This window comes from Klebsiella sp. JN_Kp121 (genome assembly GCF_040062145.1).
GTDB classification, from domain to species: Bacteria; Pseudomonadota; Gammaproteobacteria; order Enterobacterales; family Enterobacteriaceae; genus Klebsiella; species Klebsiella aerogenes.
In genome coordinates this window covers 119,968-136,335 of the sequence record NZ_JBEAHX010000007.1, presented here as the reverse complement: position 1 = coordinate 136,335, position 16,368 = coordinate 119,968, and the positions used below count along the sequence as shown (strand labels likewise).

At 56.8% G+C, this 16,368-nt stretch carries 13 protein-coding genes; 8 read left to right on the top strand and 5 right to left on the bottom strand.

The genetic code is table 11. The features are described from left to right. Positions 1-89: 89 nt before the first annotated feature. From ABLU86_RS12065 to ABLU86_RS12035, 7 genes are all read left to right on the top strand, one after another. Positions 90-455, top strand: coding sequence for a DUF3302 domain-containing protein (locus tag ABLU86_RS12065; protein ID WP_042893614.1), 366 nt, complete (start codon positions 90-92; stop codon positions 453-455). A 2-nt stretch (positions 456-457) separates the two neighbouring features. Continuing rightward, positions 458-1,594, top strand: a complete 1,137-nt coding sequence (locus tag ABLU86_RS12060) for an HlyD family secretion protein (protein ID WP_042893612.1) — start codon at positions 458-460, stop codon at positions 1,592-1,594. A gap of 91 nt (positions 1,595-1,685) precedes the next feature. Then, on the top strand, positions 1,686-2,294 hold the full coding sequence (locus tag ABLU86_RS12055; protein WP_042893610.1) for a glutathione S-transferase: 609 nt from the start codon (positions 1,686-1,688) through the stop codon (positions 2,292-2,294). A 105-nt stretch (positions 2,295-2,399) separates the two neighbouring features. After that, on the top strand, positions 2,400-3,788 hold the full coding sequence (gene selA, locus ABLU86_RS12050) for an L-seryl-tRNA(Sec) selenium transferase (RefSeq protein ID WP_045359270.1): 1,389 nt from the start codon (positions 2,400-2,402) through the stop codon (positions 3,786-3,788). After that, positions 3,785-5,644 (top strand): selenocysteine-specific translation elongation factor, encoded by a 1,860-nt coding sequence (gene selB / locus ABLU86_RS12045; RefSeq protein WP_045359268.1) that lies wholly within the window; start codon positions 3,785-3,787, stop codon positions 5,642-5,644. The genes selA and selB overlap by 4 nt, the downstream gene beginning before the upstream one ends. A gap of 169 nt (positions 5,645-5,813) precedes the next feature. After that, complete coding sequence (yiaY, locus tag ABLU86_RS12040; protein ID WP_045359266.1) at positions 5,814-6,965, top strand: L-threonine dehydrogenase; 1,152 nt, start codon at positions 5,814-5,816, stop codon at positions 6,963-6,965. Between the two features lie 170 nt (positions 6,966-7,135). After that, positions 7,136-7,624 carry a 4Fe-4S binding protein gene (locus ABLU86_RS12035; RefSeq protein ID WP_015369198.1) on the top strand — a complete coding sequence of 163 codons (489 nt, stop codon included), beginning with the start codon at positions 7,136-7,138 and terminating at the stop codon, positions 7,622-7,624. Positions 7,625-7,661: 37 nt separating this feature from the next. Here the strand turns inward: ABLU86_RS12035 and avtA are convergent, their stop codons facing one another. Together avtA and ABLU86_RS12025 are read right to left on the bottom strand one after the other, a co-directional pair. Next, positions 7,662-8,918 carry a valine--pyruvate transaminase gene (gene avtA / locus ABLU86_RS12030; RefSeq protein WP_015369199.1) on the bottom strand — a complete coding sequence of 419 codons (1,257 nt, stop codon included), beginning with the start codon at positions 8,916-8,918 and terminating at the stop codon, positions 7,662-7,664. A 172-nt stretch (positions 8,919-9,090) separates the two neighbouring features. Further along, positions 9,091-11,121: an alpha-amylase gene (locus tag ABLU86_RS12025; RefSeq protein ID WP_045359264.1), complete on the bottom strand. Its 2,031-nt coding sequence runs from the start codon at positions 11,119-11,121 to the stop codon at positions 9,091-9,093. A 315-nt stretch (positions 11,122-11,436) separates the two neighbouring features. Between ABLU86_RS12025 and ABLU86_RS12020 the strand changes: the two genes are divergently transcribed. After that, positions 11,437-12,264 carry a protein bax gene (locus tag ABLU86_RS12020; protein ID WP_020077703.1) on the top strand — a complete coding sequence of 276 codons (828 nt, stop codon included), beginning with the start codon at positions 11,437-11,439 and terminating at the stop codon, positions 12,262-12,264. A gap of 43 nt (positions 12,265-12,307) precedes the next feature. Here the strand turns inward: ABLU86_RS12020 and xylR are convergent, their stop codons facing one another. The 3 genes from xylR to ABLU86_RS12005 form a co-directional block, all read right to left on the bottom strand. Then, positions 12,308-13,486: a D-xylose utilization transcriptional activator XylR gene (gene xylR, locus ABLU86_RS12015; RefSeq protein ID WP_348796285.1), complete on the bottom strand. Its 1,179-nt coding sequence runs from the start codon at positions 13,484-13,486 to the stop codon at positions 12,308-12,310. A gap of 123 nt (positions 13,487-13,609) precedes the next feature. Continuing rightward, the gene (xylH, locus tag ABLU86_RS12010; RefSeq protein ID WP_015369203.1) at positions 13,610-14,791 is read right to left on the bottom strand and encodes a xylose ABC transporter permease XylH; all 1,182 of its coding nucleotides are present in this window, start codon (positions 14,789-14,791) and stop codon (positions 13,610-13,612) included. Continuing rightward, entirely contained in the window at positions 14,769-16,310 is a 1,542-nt protein-coding gene (locus ABLU86_RS12005; protein WP_032709376.1) for a xylose ABC transporter ATP-binding protein, read from the bottom strand. Before ABLU86_RS12005 ends, xylH begins: the two co-directional genes overlap by 23 nt. Between the last annotated feature and the right edge of the window lie 58 nt (positions 16,311-16,368).

Sequence of the window (16,368 nt, the reverse complement as noted above, 5' to 3'; positions counted from 1 at the left end):
TACGGTGAATTATGCTCAAATTGTCAGCCAGGCGCCGCTTCGCGGTCGCTCACAATTCCAATAATCTATTAGCGTGAATCGAGGAAATTATGTTTCTCAATTATTTTGCGCTGGGCGTTCTGATCTTCGTTTTTCTGGTTATTTTTTACGGGATTATTATTTTGCACGATATTCCGTACCTGATTGCGAAGAAACGTAATCATCCGCACTCTGACGCAATTCACGTCGCGGGGTGGGTTAGCCTGTTTACGCTGCACGTAATATGGCCATTTTTATGGATCTGGGCCACCCTCTATCAGCCGGAGCGCGGCTGGGGAATGCAGCATAAGCCGAATGAAGCAGGGCCTGATGATGCCGACAGCGAGCTGGCGCAGCTCAATCAGCGTATCGCTGAACTCGAACATAAAATTGCGCAACTGCAGCCGACAGCGCCGCCATCCTCGACGGAGAAATAATCATGGACCTGTTGATCATTTTGACGTACGTGGCCATTGCGTGGTCGGTATTTAAAATATTCCGTATTCCGGTAAATAAATGGACGGTCCCGACCGCGGCCCTGGGCGGAGTATTTATTGTTAGCGCGCTTATTTTATTGATGAACTATAACCATCCTTATACTTTTACGGCGCAGAAAGCGGTTATTTCCATTCCTATTACGCCGCAGGTTACCGGCATTGTCAGCAGCGTGACCGATAAAGCCAACCAGCGGGTGAAAAAGGGCGAGGTATTATTTACTATCGACCCGGCGCGCTACCAGGCGCGTGTTGACCGACTGCAGGCCGATCTGGTCACCGCATTGCACAGTATCAACACCCTGAAAGCCCAACTGCAGGAAGCGCAGGCGAACACCGTGCGCGTTTCCGCCGAGCGCGACCGGCTGTATAAAGATTATCAGCGCTATTTGAAAGGCAGCCAGGCGCGGGTCAACCCGTTTTCGGAAAGCGATATCGATAATGCCCGGCAAAACTACCTTGCCCAGGATGCATTGGTGAAAGCCTCCGTCGCCGAGCAGGCGCAGATTCAGAGCCAACTGGATAGCACGCTGAATGGCGAACAGTCGCAGGTGGTGAGCCTGCGCGCGCAGTTGGCGGAAGCGAAATATAATCTCGATCAGACCACCGTCCGGGCGCCGAGCGATGGCTACATTACCCAGGTACTGATTCGCCCGGGAACCTACGCCGCGTCGCTGCCGCTGCGCCCGGTGATGGTCTTTATTCCGCAACAAAAACGGCTGATTGTCGCCCAGTTCCGCCAGAATTCGTTGCTCAGGCTGGAAGCCGGCGATGATGCCGAAGCGGTGTTTAACGCCCTGCCAGGGCAGGTATTCCACGGTAAACTGGTCAACGTATTGCCGGTGGTGCCGGGGGGGACTTATCAGGCGCAGGGATCGCTGCAGTCGCTGAGCGTCACGCCGGGTACCGATGGCGTGCTGGCGACGATTGAACTGGATCCCGATGCGCAAGTCGATGCGCTGCCCGACGGCATCTACGCCCAGGTAGCGGTCTATTCCGACCATTTCACCCACGTGTCGGTGATGAGAAAAGTGCTGCTGCGCATGACCAGCTGGATGCACTACCTCTATCTCGATCATTAATGCGATCGGCGGCAGGTTGAGACAACGTCGCGCCTGCCATTTGCCTGCGCCTGAACCATACTGATCTTTTCGTTGGCGAAAGGAGCAGGCAATGAAACTTATCGGCAGCTATACCAGTCCTTTTGTACGTAAAATTTCCGTCATCTTGCTGGAAAAGGCGATTCCCTTCGAGTTTGTGAACGAACTCCCCTATAACGACGTCAACGGCGTGGCGCAGTACAACCCGCTGGGTAAAGTCCCGGCGCTGCTGACCGATGACGGCGCGTGCTGGTTTGATTCGCCCATTATTGCGCAATATCTGGAACTGCTTAACGTCGCGCCGGCGATGCTGCCCGCGGAACCTCTGGCGGCGCTGAAGATACGCCAGCTGGAAGCCTTATCTGACGGCATCATGGAGGCGGCGATCGCGCTGGTGCGGGAAAAAGCGCGTCCGGCGGCCCAGCAGTCAGAAACCGAGCTGCTCCGCCAGCGGGAAAAAATCGCTCGCGGCCTTGATATGTTGGAAGGGTACGCCGCCGACGGTACCTTGCGTAATGGTGAACTGAATCTGGCGACCATTACTGCCGCCTGCGCCATTGCTTATCTGAATTTCCGTCGCGTGGCTCCCGGATGGTGCGCGACGCGGCCAAAACTGGTCAAACTGGTCGAGACCTTATTTCAGCGCGCCAGTTTTGCGCGTACCGAACCGCCAGGGAGTTGACCCAGGCAGGTAACAGTTTCCTCGCGCAGGCGTTACAATCGCCACTCATTGTTGACTCCCTCTCCCGTCGGGAGGGGGGAAAATAACTTATCGTCAGGTTCACTCATGTCTACCGATACTCGCGCGCTTTATACCCGGCTTCCGGCCATTGATCGTTTACTTCGCGATCCCGCTTTTGCTTTACTGCTCGATCGTCATGGCCATTCGCAAATCGTGGCGCTGCTGCGCCAGATGTTGGATGAGGCGCGGGAGCATATCCGCCAGGCGCAGGCATTGCCAGAGTGGTGCGACGACTGGCCGCAAGAGACCGCCAGCCGGCTGAATCTTAACCAGCAGAGCGCGCTGCGTCCGGTATTCAACCTCACGGGCACCGTGCTGCACACCAATCTGGGGCGCGCAATCCAGGCGGAAGCCGCGGTACAGGCGGTAGCGCAGGCGATGCGCGCGCCGGTCACGCTGGAATACGATCTCGACGATGCCGGACGCGGTCATCGCGACCGGGCATTGGCCGATCTGCTGTGCCGCATTACCGGCGCGGAAGATGCCTGTATCGTCAATAACAACGCGGCGGCGGTGCTGCTGATGCTGGCGGCGACGGCCAGCGGGAAAGAAGTGGTGGTCTCGCGCGGCGAGCTGGTCGAGATCGGCGGCGCATTCCGCATCCCCGACGTCATGCGCCAGGCCGGTTGTTTGCTGCATGAAGTGGGCACCACTAATCGCACCCACGCCAAAGATTATTGTCAGGCTATCAATGAGCAGACTGCGCTGCTGATGAAAGTGCATACCAGCAACTACAGCATTGAAGGCTTTACCAAAGAGGTCGATGAGGCGGAGCTGGCGGAAATGGGCCGCGAACATGGCGTGCCGGTGGTGGCCGATCTCGGCAGCGGCTCGCTGGTGGATTTGAGCCAGTACGGTTTGCCGAAAGAACCGATGCCGCAGGAATTGATTGCGGCGGGCGTGAATCTGGTGAGCTTTTCCGGCGATAAGCTGCTCGGCGGACCGCAGGCGGGGATTATCGTCGGCGATCGGGCGCTGATCGCGAAGTTACAGAGTCATCCGCTTAAGCGCGCGCTGCGGGCGGATAAAATGACGCTGGCGGCGCTGGAGGCGACTCTGCGGCTGTATCTGCATCCGGAAGCGCTGGCCGACGAGCTGCCGACGCTGCGCCTGCTAACCCGCCGCGCTGAAGATATTCGTCAGCAGGGCGAGCGTATTCAGCCTGGGCTGGCGGCGCACTATAGCGATTTTGACGTGCGCGTCGAAGCGTGTTTATCGCAAATCGGCAGCGGGTCGTTGCCGGTCGACCGACTGCCCAGCGCCGCGTTAACCTTTACGCCGCGCGATGGTCGCGGCAGCCAGCTGGAAGCGCTGGCCGCGCGCTGGCGCGCCTTGCCGATACCGACGATCGGCAGAATTTATGATGGCCGCTTATGGCTGGATCTGCGCTGTCTTGAAGATGAACCCCGGTTTATGGAGATGTTATTGAGATGATTATTGCCACCGCCGGACATGTGGACCACGGCAAAACCACGCTGCTGCAGGCGATTACCGGCGTCAACGCCGATCGTCTTCCGGAAGAGAAATCGCGAGGGATGACTATCGATCTCGGCTACGCCTATTGGCCGCAGCCTGATGGCCGGGTGTTGGGTTTTATCGATGTGCCGGGGCATGAAAAGTTTTTGTCCAACATGTTGGCTGGCGTGGGCGGGATCGATCACGCGCTGCTGGTGGTGGCCTGCGATGACGGCGTGATGGCGCAAACCCGCGAGCACCTGGCAATTCTGCAGTTAACGGGAAAACCGACGTTAACCGTTGCGTTGACCAAAACGGACCGTGTGGACGCGGCGCGGGTTGCCGAAGTCCGGGCACAGGTGGAATCCACGCTGAGCGAGCTGGGGTTCGACGACGTGGCTTTCTTCGCCACCGCGGCGACGGAAAACCGCGGCATTACCGAACTGCGCAGCCATTTGCTCCAGCTGACCGAGCGCGCGCATCCGCAACAGCAGCGTTTTCGTCTGGCGCTGGATCGCGCCTTTACCGTTAAGGGCGCGGGGCTGGTGGTGACCGGGACGGCGTTATCCGGCGAGGTAAAAATCGGCGATACCCTCTGGCTGACCGGCGCCAATAAACCCATGCGCGTCCGTGGGCTACATGCGCAGAATCAGCCGGTTGAACAGGCGCGGGCCGGGCAGCGTATCGCGCTGAACATCGTCGGCGACGCGCAAAAAGAGGATCTCAGCCGCGGCGACTGGCTGCTCTCGGCGCAGCCCGCAGAACCTTGCGAGCGGGCGATCGTCGAGCTCACCTGTCACGCGCCGCTCAGCCAGTGGCAGTCGCTGCATATCCACCATGCCGCCAGTCATATCACTGGCCGCGTTTCGTTACTGGAAGGCAATCTGGCCGAGCTGGTGCTGGATACGCCGCTGTGGCTGGCGGACAACGATCGCCTGGTGTTGCGCGATATCTCCGCCCGTTTGACGCTGGCCGGCGCGCGGGTGGTGACGCTGAATCCGCCGCGCCGCGGTAAACGCAAGCCGGAATATCTGCAGTGGCTTTACGCACTGGCGGCGGCGCGGGGCGACGATGCGCAGGCGTTGGATATTCATTTGCAGCGCGATGCGGTGCGTCTTGACGAGTTTGCCTGGGCGCGGCAGCTGAGCGCCGACGGCCTGACGGCATTAATTAACCGTCCGGACTACCTGCAGGCCGGGAATAGCCTGCTTAGTGCGCCGCTGGCCGCCCGCTGGCAGAAAAAACTGCTCGACGCGCTGGCCCGTTATCACGACCAGCATCGCGATGAGCCGGGGCCGGGGCGTGAACGCCTGCGGCGGATTGCGCTGCCGATGGAAGATGAAGCGCTGGTGCTGTTGTTGATTGAACAGATGCGCAGCAGCGGCGTCATTCAAAGCCATCACGGCTGGCTGCACCTGCCGGAACATAAAGCCGGGTTTACCGATGAGCAGCAGGTCATCTGGCAGCGCGCGGCATCGCTCTTCGCCGATGAGCCATGGTGGGTGCGCGATCTGGCGCGCGATCTGAACGTCGAAGAGTCGTTGATGCGCGCGGTGCTGCGCCAGGCGGCGCAGCAGGGGATGATTACGGCGATCGTAAAAGATCGTTATTATCGCAACGATCGGATTGTTGAATTTGCGCAATTGATCCGCCGCCTGGATCTGCAGCGTGGTTCCACCTGTGCGGCGGATTTTCGCGATACGCTGAATATTGGCCGTAAACTGGCGATTCAAATTCTCGAATATTTCGACCGCATTGGCTTTACCCGCCGTCGGGGTAACGATCATCTTCTCCGCGATGCGCTGTTATTCCCTGAAAATAAAAACGGCGAATAATAACGCAAATGAAAAATTAAGCCGGTAATGTTTAACAGTACGTTAAAAATGAAAATATTAACGTACTGTTTTTAATCAAATTTCTTGCCAGAAATGGCGTTCAGGTCATGTTTTTTATTTCGACATCCTCGTACCCTTCCATGATATTCACCTAAATGAAGGAATCATCATGGCTGCATCGACTTTTTATATTCCGCCAGTAAACGTTATTGGCGCTGGTTCTGTTACTGAAGCGATGAATACTATCCAGCAATACGGATATCGTCGGGCATTAATCGTCACCGACGCGATGCTGAATAAATTAGGTATGGCGGGTGAAGTACAAAAGGCGTTACAGGAGCGGGATATTTTCAGCGTGGTGTATGACGGCGTGCACCCGAACCCGACGACTCTGAACGTCGAAAACGGCCTGGCGCTGCTGAAAGAGAATAACTGCGACTGCGTGATTTCCCTGGGCGGCGGTTCCCCGCACGATTGCGCGAAAGGTATCGCGCTGGTCGCGGCAAATGGCGGCAACATCCGTGACTATGAAGGGGTGGACCGTTCGGCAAAACCGCAATTGCCGATGATCGCTATCAATACCACCGCCGGTACGGCTTCCGAAATGACCCGCTTCTGCATCATTACCGATGTCGATCGCCACATCAAAATGGCGATTGTCGATAAGCACGTGACGCCGGTTCTGTCGGTTAACGACTCCTCGCTGATGATGGGGATGCCGAAATCGCTGACCGCCGCCACCGGTATGGACGCGTTGACTCACGCTATCGAAGCCTATGTTTCTATCGCGGCGACGCCGATCACCGATGCCTGCGCGTTGAAAGCGATGACCATGATTTCACAGAATTTAACTCACGCAGTGGAAGATGGCGGCAATGAACAGGCGCGTGAAGCGATGGCCTATGCGCAGTTCCTTGCCGGTATGGCCTTCAACAACGCGTCGCTGGGCTACGTCCACGCGATGGCGCACCAGCTGGGCGGCTTCTACGATCTGCCGCACGGCGTCTGCAACGCCGTACTGCTGCCGTTTGTGCAGGAGTACAACTGCAGCGTCGCCGCCGCGCGTCTGCGTGACTGCGCGCAGGCGATGGGCGTGAACGTTGCCGGGCTGAACGATAAGCAGGGCGCGGAAGCCTGCATCGCGGCCATCCGCGAGCTGGCGCGTAAAGTCGGCATCCCGGCCGGTCTGCGCGATCTGAACGTTAAAGAAGAGGATATCCCGCTGCTGGCCAGCAACGCGCTGAAAGATGCCTGCGGCTTAACCAATCCGATTCAGGCGACTCACGAAGAAATCATGGCGATTTTCCGCGCCGCGATGTAATCCTAAAAACTCCCCGGCGGCGATACGCCGCCGGGTGAAGCGCCATTCTCCCCGGTTTTACCCAAATTTGATGTCGCATTTGCCTAAAACGTTGCTGATTCCATTCAGGATCAAAGCGCGTAGCGGGGCTTTTCTGGCACGCTGCGTTTTTATCCCGAATGGAGTTGAGGATGAACCGGTTTATTATCGCCGATACGCAAAAGTGTATCGGCTGCCGAACCTGCGAGGTGGCCTGCGTGGTGTCGCATCAGCAGGATCAAGATTGTTCTACCGTTTCTGCAAGACGCTTTGCGCCGCGGATTCGGGTGGTTAAGAGCGATGAGCTATCAACGGCGACGCTGTGCCGTCAGTGCGAGGATGCGCCCTGCGCGAACGTCTGCCCGGAAGGGGCAATACGCCATGAAGGCGACGTCTGGCGAGTCGATCAACGGCTATGCATTGGTTGTAAAAGCTGTATGGTGGCGTGCCCTTATGGGGCGATGACGGTGATGTTGACCGACGAAGGCGTGCAGGCGCTGAAGTGCGATCTGTGCGCGCACCGGCAAACGGGGCCGGCGTGCGTAGCGGCCTGTCCGACTCAGGCGCTGCGCTGTATTGAGCCCGCCGAGCTGGAAAGATTAAGCGCCGAGCGCCGCCGTTGGGCGGCGCAGGCAATGTAATCGGATGTTCCCGGTCAGTCATGGCCGGGAAACACCATCAGGCGTCTTGCTCCTGCCAGGCGCGCTCAATCTCTTCGGCAAGAATTTTCACTCCCGCCTCGATTTTCTCCGGGTCCGGCACGTAGTTCATGCGCATGCACTGATGCGTATGCGGCCACGGCTTGTCCAGCCCCGGGAAGAAGTAATCGCCCGGCACCATCAGCACACCGCGTTGTTTCAGGCGCTGATACAGCAGCTCGGTGGAGATCGGCAGATCCTTAAACCACAGCCAGAGGAAAATCGCCCCTTCCGGTTTATGAATCAGGCAGCGTTCTTCCGGCAAATAGCGGCGAATGGTAGCGATAGTTTCCTGAACACGCTGATAATAGAACGGTTTAATCACCGTCTCCGACAGACGCAGCAGGTCTTTACGCTTAATCATTTCGCACATCATTGCCGGACCAATGCCGCCCGGAGCGAGGCTGATAATGCCGTTCATATTGCTGATGGCGGTAATGATTTTCTCGTTGGCGATGATAATGCCGCAGCGCGTGCCCGGCAGGCCGAGCTTGGATAAGCTCATGCACAGCACGATGTTCGGATTCCACAGCGGGCGCGCTTCGCTAAAAATAATACCCGGGAAAGGCACGCCATAGGCGTTATCAATAACCAGCGGGACGCCGTGCTGATTGGCGAGGGCATCCAGCTTAATAAGCTCTTCGTCGGTAATGACGTTGCCGGTCGGGTTGGTTGGCCGGGAGACGCAGATCATCCCCGTCTCTTCGGTGATCTGCAGATGTTCGAAGTCCACGTGATACTTAAACTGGCCTTCCGGCAGCAGCTCAATGTTGGGACGGGTGGCGACAAACAGATCCTCTTCCAGCCCGGAATCGGCGTAGCCGATATATTCTGGCGTCAGCGGGAACAGCACTTTGCGGGTGGTGCCGTCGGCACGGCGGCCGGCAAACAGGTTAAATAAGTAGAAAAACGCGCTCTGACTGCCATTTGTTAGAGCAATATTCTGTGGTTCGATCTCCCAACCTAATTCTTCACGCAGCATTTGCGCAAGCAGGGTCAGAAGCTCGCTTTTCCCTTGCGGACCATCATAATTGCAAAGCGCATCAAGGGCTTTGCCGTTATCCAGCATATCGGCCAGCAGGCTATTGAAGTATTCATTCATCTCCGGGATTTGCGCGGGGTTGCCGCCGCCCAGCATGATCGCGCCCGGTGTGCGCAGGCCGTCATTGAGGTCTTCCATCAGGCGGGTGATGCCTGAATGACGGGTGAATTTGTCGCCGAAAAGTGAAAATGTCATCGCGGATATTCTGTTGGTCTTCTGGAAAGGGAATTACCATAACGCCAGCGTCAACGCGGTGCAAATCGGCACAGGAGGGAGCGATTTATTTTTTGTTCTGCTAATAGGGGAGATATTAGTAATTTGTGCTGAAAAGGCTCCCGCCAGCGGCAAGGAGCCCGGTAAGCGACTGCTATTGCTGTCCGGCCCAGACAACCATCACTTTATCAGCGCTGCTTTCACGCACGAAACCATAGCCCTGCTCTAGCGTCAGCGTCTGTTGTTTACCCATACCAATGGCCGGATGGCGGGCACGGAATTGGGCGATTTTTTGCCAGTGCGCGACGTTATCGGATGCGCTACCGACCACATCCTGCCAGTTCATATCGGAGCGAGTACCCTGCAGCGGGTCGGAACCCGTGGGGCCGAACGGGCGTGAAGATTCATCGCCATAGAAGAGTTGTACGGCGCCTGGCGCGAGTAATAGCAGTTCCGCCGCCCGGCTGCCGCCTTCGCGGAACAGGCGGGTATCGTGCGAGGAGAGATAGCTCAGCACGTTGAAACCCTGCAGCTTGTCCGCCATCTGCTGCCAGGTGGCGTCCATGTCTGCCAGACAGTCCACCGCTTTCGCCGCTTGATCCTGATAATCGAAATTGATCATCGCGTCGAAGCCGTGGTGATAGTAGTCGCTTTGCATTACGCCGTGACCCCAGGCCTCGCCGGTCATCCAGAATGGCGCGTCATCCAGCGCTTTCTGCGGATTCGCTTTTTTCCAGTCTGCCAGCGCGGCCGTGGCCTGCGTTTTGAGCTGCTGCCAGGCGTCCGGTTCGACGTGTTTCGCAGTATCGACGCGGAAACCGTCAATCCCGTAGTCGCGTACCCATTGGCTAAGCCAGTGGGTCAGATAGTCGCGCGGCGTGTAGCCGGCTATCTCTTTGGCGGCGGTATCCGGCTTGTGACGATAGAAATTTGGCAGGCCAGAAGGGATCGTCGATTCGGTTTTCAGGTCCGGCAGGAACGCCAGCGACATGGTGAAATCGTCGAAACCCGGATTGTCGTAGTCGCCGATATCGGTGCGGATCCATTTTTTCCCCCACCATTGTTCCCAGCCTGCTTTATCGCTGAAGTTGATGTAATCATTGAAGCTGTGCCAGCTTTGCCCCGACGCCGGTTTCCAATCGGTCCAGCGCTCGCCAAGCGTTTTTTTCAGTTCATCGCCTTTCAGATACAGCGAGCCGAAGTGAAATTCCTGCATATCGGCGAGCGTGGCGTAACCGGCGTGATTCATGACGATATCAAACAGCACGCGTATACCGCGCCGATGGGCCTCATCAACCAGTTGTCGAAGGTCTGCTTCGTCGCCCATGTTGGCGTCAAGACGGGTCCAGTCCTGGGTGTAGTAACCGTGATAGGCGTAGTGGGGAAAGTCGCCTTTGGTGCCGCCGCCGACCCAGCCGTGAATTTGCTCCAGCGGTGAACTTATCCATAGCGCGTTGACGCCAAGCTGTTGAAGATAATCCAGCTTGCTGGTCAGCCCTTGTAAATCGCCGCCGTGGAAGGTGCCTATCTCCTGCATACCGTCTTTATGGCGCCCGTAGCTGTTGTCGTTGGCCGGATTGCCGTTGACGAAGCGATCGGTCAGGACAAAATAGATCGTGGCGTTGTGCCAGTTAAACGGCGCGCTGGCGGCGCTATTCGCTTGTTCAAGCAGCAGGAGCCCATTACTACCAGCGGCGGGCCGCAGCGTGATTTTGCCCGCTTTCACCGTGGCGATATTACCACTATAAAAATCGCGGACCTGGCTTCCTTCAGCGAACGTTTGGCCGACGTCGAGCGTCAGCGGTTTACCATCCCATTTGGGACACTGGCGCAGCAGCGGCTGCGTACTGGTAGTGTGCTGTTCCGCCAGCGACAGCATCAGCGTTGGCGTACCGGAGCGGGTATCGACTTCCAGCGTATAGCGCCCGTCACGGAACACGCGCCACTGCGGCGGCGTATCCCGGCAGGGTTCCAGCGACAGCATCTGATTGAGTTTTATCGCCCCCGCAGGCTGCCAGCACTGTTGGTCAAAACTTATCCGCAAAGGGCGGGTACCCTTCGTCACCTCATTTTGCGTCGTGAAACGGCCTGCATCCTGTTCAGTGAAGGCGGGGAAGTCAGCGGTTGTCCAGGCGGCAAAGGCCATCCCGGGCAGCAGTAGCGAGGCAAGCGCAGCGAGTTTCATGCTGGAGTCCTGTTAGTGGTTTTTATCACAGTGTGTCTGCGCGCCATAAGGTTGAAATCATCCCGCCGGTAATTTTGCGGGGAGGATGAAAAGGGGTGAGTGATTTAGCTCAAAAAATGAGCTATAAATGAGACGGAGATAGCATTTCTGCGCATTCGCGACGGTGCAGAAACCGATTTCAGGTGACAGCAATTCGGAATTGGACTATTTCTCTTGATGCTCTCTCTGGGTATTTTTGATACTATTCGCGATTCAACTATCGATTTTTTGCGAAAAACAAGGTGTTGGAATGAGTAAATCCGACCAGGAGACCTAATGATATCGATTCCCATGCGACGATATGGGGCTGCGATACTCATGTTACTTACCTGTATATTTTCAGGTAGTGTGTTGGCGACAACGCACACAGCAACAAAGAGTCATAAAGCCTCAGTAGTTAAGAAAGTAAAGAAGCCAAGTAGTATCAAGGTTAGCAGTAAACAAGAGTATTCTCGCAATAGTGTAAAGAGCAGTTCACTTCCTGATTTGCGAAAATACCCTTCCGGGACACCAAGGAAAAAAGCGTTTCTCCGGACGGTTATGCCTTACATTACAAAGCAAAATCAAGCGATCACGGCAGATCGTAACTGGCTTGTCTCTAAGCAATACGACGGCCGTTGGTCGCCGAGCGAGCAGGCGCGTCTGAAAGATATCGCCTCACGTTATAAAGTGAAGTGGTCTGGCAATACTCGCCGTATACCATGGAACTCGCTGCTTGAGCGCGTCGACATTATTCCAAACAGCATGGTGGCGACCATGGCGGCGGCGGAAAGCGGTTGGGGCACCTCGAAGCTGGCGCGCGTCAACAACAACCTGTTTGGTATGAAGTGCGGCGGCGGCAATTGTCGCGGTGCGATGAAAGGCTACTCCCAGTTTGAATCGGTCGAGCAGTCGGTTCAGGCTTACGTGAGAAACCTTAACACGCATCCGGCTTATTCATCCTTCCGTAAGTCTCGCGCACAGCTGCGTAAGACGGACCAGGAAGTGACTGCCAGCGCGATGATCCACAAGTTGAAGGGGTACTCGACGAAAGGGTCGAGCTATAACAACTATCTCTTCGCTATGTATCAGGACAATCAGCGCCTAATTGCCGCTCATATGTAATCATCAATGCCCGGTGCGTAAGCCCGGGCATTTTTCTTTTCTGCTACATCATCACTTCACTGTGCCGATCGCGGTACTCTTTCGGCGTCACGTCGTACTCTTTCTTAAACACTGAATAGAAATACTGCAGCGACGGATAACCGCACATCTGCGAAATTTCGTTTATCGATAGCGTGGTGGAGACCAGCAGGCTGCGCGCTTTTTCCAGCTTTTCGCTGTGGATCACCGTGTGGATGGTCTCGCCGACCTCTTCTTTAAAGCGTTTCTCCAGATTAGAGCGAGAGATGCCGACGGCGTCGAGCACCTGCTCAACCTTGATGCCTTTGCAGGCGTGATTGCGGATATAATGCATCGCCTGAATCACCGCAGGGTCGGTGAGCGAGCGATAATCGGTGGAGCGTCGCTCAATGACGCGCATCGGCGGCACCAGCAGCCGCTGTAGCGGTAGCGCTTCGTTTTCCAGTAATCGATGCAGAAGTTTCGCCGCCTGGTAGCCCATCTGCCGGGTACCCTGCGCCACGGAAGAGAGCGCGACGCGGGAGAGGTAGCGGGTCAGTTCTTCGTTATCGATGCCAATGACGCACAATTTTTCCGGCACCGGAATATGCAGCAGCTCACAGGCCTGCAGGACGTGACGTGCCCGGGCATCGGTCACGGCGATAATGCCGGTTTGCGGCGGCAGCGTTTGCAGCCAGTCGGCGAGCCGATTTTGCGCATGCTGCCAGTTCTCCGGCGCGGTCTCCAGCCCCTGATAGACCACGCCACGGTATTTCTCTTTGGCGACTAGCTGGCTGAAGGCGTGTTCGCGCTCCATCGCCCACCGCTTGCCGCTGGAGGTCGGTAGCCCGTAAAAAGCGAAACGGTTCACGCCTTTTTCTTTCAGATGCAGGAATGCGCTTTCGACCAGCGCGGCATTATCGGTGGCGATATAGTGAACAGGCGGATAGCATTCTGGCTTATGGTAGGAGCCGCCGACGCCGATAATTGGCACTTTGACATCCGCCAGCAGCTTTTCTATCTCCGGGTCGTCGTAATCGGCGATAACGCCATCGCCCAACCACTCTTTGATGCTTTCGATACGCGCGCGAAAATCTTCTTCGATAAAAATATCCCATTCCAGCTGTGATGCCTGCAGATATTCGCCAACGCCTTCAACCACCTGACGGTCATAGGCTTTGTTGGCGTTGAATAACAGCGTAATGCGGTGACGCTTTTCAAACATAGATGATATTCCTGCTCTTACCCCGGTCATACAATACCGGCTAATGCCCGAATTATTTCAAGCGCCTTTTGGCGAAGTTTGGCGGTGGCGCAAGTTATTCGGGCATTTTTCATAGTGATACCGTTATGTTCTCCGCTTGGTAGCCGAATCCATCCAGACCGCCAACAGTAAAATGGCGCCTTTGACGATGTATTGCCAGAAGGTGGCGACGTCCATCATGCTCATGCCATTATCCAGTGCCGACATAATAAACGCCCCCATTACGGCCCCTGCCACGCTGCCGATACCGCCCGCCAGGCTGGTGCCGCCAATCACGCAGGCGGCGATGGCGTCCAGTTCGGCGATATTGCCGGCGGAAGGCGAACCCGCTCCCAGTCGCGAACTGAGGATCAACCCGGCGATGGCGACCATCAGGCCGTTAATAGCGAAGACTGCCAGCTTGGTGCGCTCGACGTTAATCCCGGAGAGGCGGGCCGCTTCCAGATTGCCGCCAATGGCATAGATACGACGGCCAAAAGCGGTGCGGGTCGCCATAAACATGCCTGCCAGCAGCAGGGCGGCGAGTATGAGCACCGGCGTCGGCACGCCGCGATAATCATTGAGCAACCAGATAGCGCCCAGCACGATAACTGCGGTGATGGTCTGACGGCCAACGGCGCCGCCAGAACTGGTGGTCGCCAGCCCTAACGCCTGCCGGCGCATCCGCCCGCGCCATTGCCAGATGATAAAGGCCGCCATGCCAATAACGCCGATACCAAAGCCGATGCCGTCCGGTAAATAACTTTGGCCGATTTGCGACATCGCCGGCGTGGTGGGCGAGACGGTGGTACCGTTGGTAATACCGATCAGAATTCCGCGAAACGCCAGCATGCCGGCAAGGGTAACAATGAAAGAGGGCACCTTGCGATAGGCGACCCACCATCCGTTCCACGCGCCGAGCAGCAGCCCCATGACCAACGTAACGAGGATGGTGAGCGGCAGCGGCCAGCCGAGCCAGACGTCGAAAATCGCCGCCGCGCCGCCGAGCAGCCCCATCATCGAGCCGACGGACAGATCGATTTCCGCCGAAATGATCACGAACACCATGCCGACGGCGAGGATGCCGGTGATGGCGGTTTGCCGCAGGAGGTTGGAGATATTACGCGCGCTCAGATAGGCGCCGTCGGTAACCCAGGTAAAGAACAGCATAATGGCGATAATCGCGGCGATCATCACGAAAACCTGGAGATTGAGCCCTTTCAGCGCCGGAAAAACGGCAGGGGCGGATGGCGTAAGTTTGATTTCAGACGACGTGTTTTTCGACATGGCGTTCGCTCCTCAGTGCGGCTTCCATCACCTGTTCCTGGGTCAGACCTTGATTATGCAAATCGGCCTTAAGCTTGCCTTCGTGCATCACCAGCACCCTATCGCTCAGCCCGAGCACTTCGGGCAGTTCGGATGAGATGACGATGACGGCGATGCCTTGCTGCACCAGTTGATTGATAAGCTTGTAGATTTCGTATTTCGCACCGATATCGATGCCGCGGGTTGGTTCATCGAGGATCAAAATGCGCGGATTGAGCAGCAGGCAGCGGGCCAGAATCGCTTTTTGTTGATTGCCGCCGCTCAGGCGGCCTATCGCCAGATCCGGCGATGACGTTTTGATTTTCAGCCGCTGAATCGACTGCTGAATGCAGTGCTGCTCCGCGGCGTCGTCGAGGCTGCTTGCCGGGCCGGTGAACTGGTTTAACGCCGCGAGAGTGATGTTCTTGCCGACAGCCATCACCGGCACGATGCCGTCTTTTTTGCGGTCTTCCGGCACCATGGCGATGCCATGGGCAATCGCCTGTTGGCAGTTGTTAATCGTCACCTGCTGTCCGTCGATAAAGATGCTTCCCTGCCAGCGCCCCGGCCAGACGCCAAACAGACACTGCACCGCCTCGGTACGCCCGGCGCCGACTAACCCAGCGATGCCAAGGATTTCACCGCGGCGGAGGGAAAACGACACGTCGTTGACGCGCTTGATATGACGGTTAACCGGGTGCCAGGCGGTGAGATGCTCGACCCGCAAGATCTCATCGCCATGACTATGTGGTTCATTTGGGTACAGCGCCGTGAGCTCGCGCCCGACCATCATAGTGATGATGTCATCTTCATTCATCCCGCTGGCGTCGCGGGTGCCAATATGCTGGCCGTCACGTATTACGCAGATAGTGTCGGAGATGGCTTTAACTTCATTGAGCTTGTGCGAAATATAAATACAGGCGATGCCGTGGTTTTGCAGATCGCGAATAATTGCCAGCAGCGTCGCGGTTTCTTGTTCGGTTAATGATGCCGTGGGTTCATCGAGGATCAGCAAACGTACCTGTTTATTCAGCGCCTTAGCGATCTCGACCAGCTGCTGCTGGCCCAGGCCTAAATCGCCAACGCGTGTATCCGGTGAGATCGATAAATTCACCTGCGCCAATAGCTTCTGGCAGCGCAGGGTCATGGTTTCGTAATCCAGCAGGCCATGGCGTGAGACCTCGGCGCCGAGAAAGATATTTTCCAGCACCGTGAGATGTTTCACCAACGCCAGCTCCTGGTGAATAATGGCGATACCTTTACGCTCGGTATCGCGAATATGATTCGCCTGTAACGTCTCGCCAGCGAAAATAATTTCACCTTCGTAGCTGCCGCGAGGATAGATCCCGCACAGCACTTTCATCAGCGTTGATTTCCCCGAACCATTTTCACCGCATAACGACACCACTTCCCCGGCATTCAGCCGCAGGCTGACGTTATCCACGGCCTTAACCGCGCCAAAGGCTTTGGTGATGTTCTTCATTTCGAGTAACCAGGACATAGAGACTCCGCAAAAGCGATATCCGGCAGGACGAAAATGACGCCCCGAGGCGGGGCGT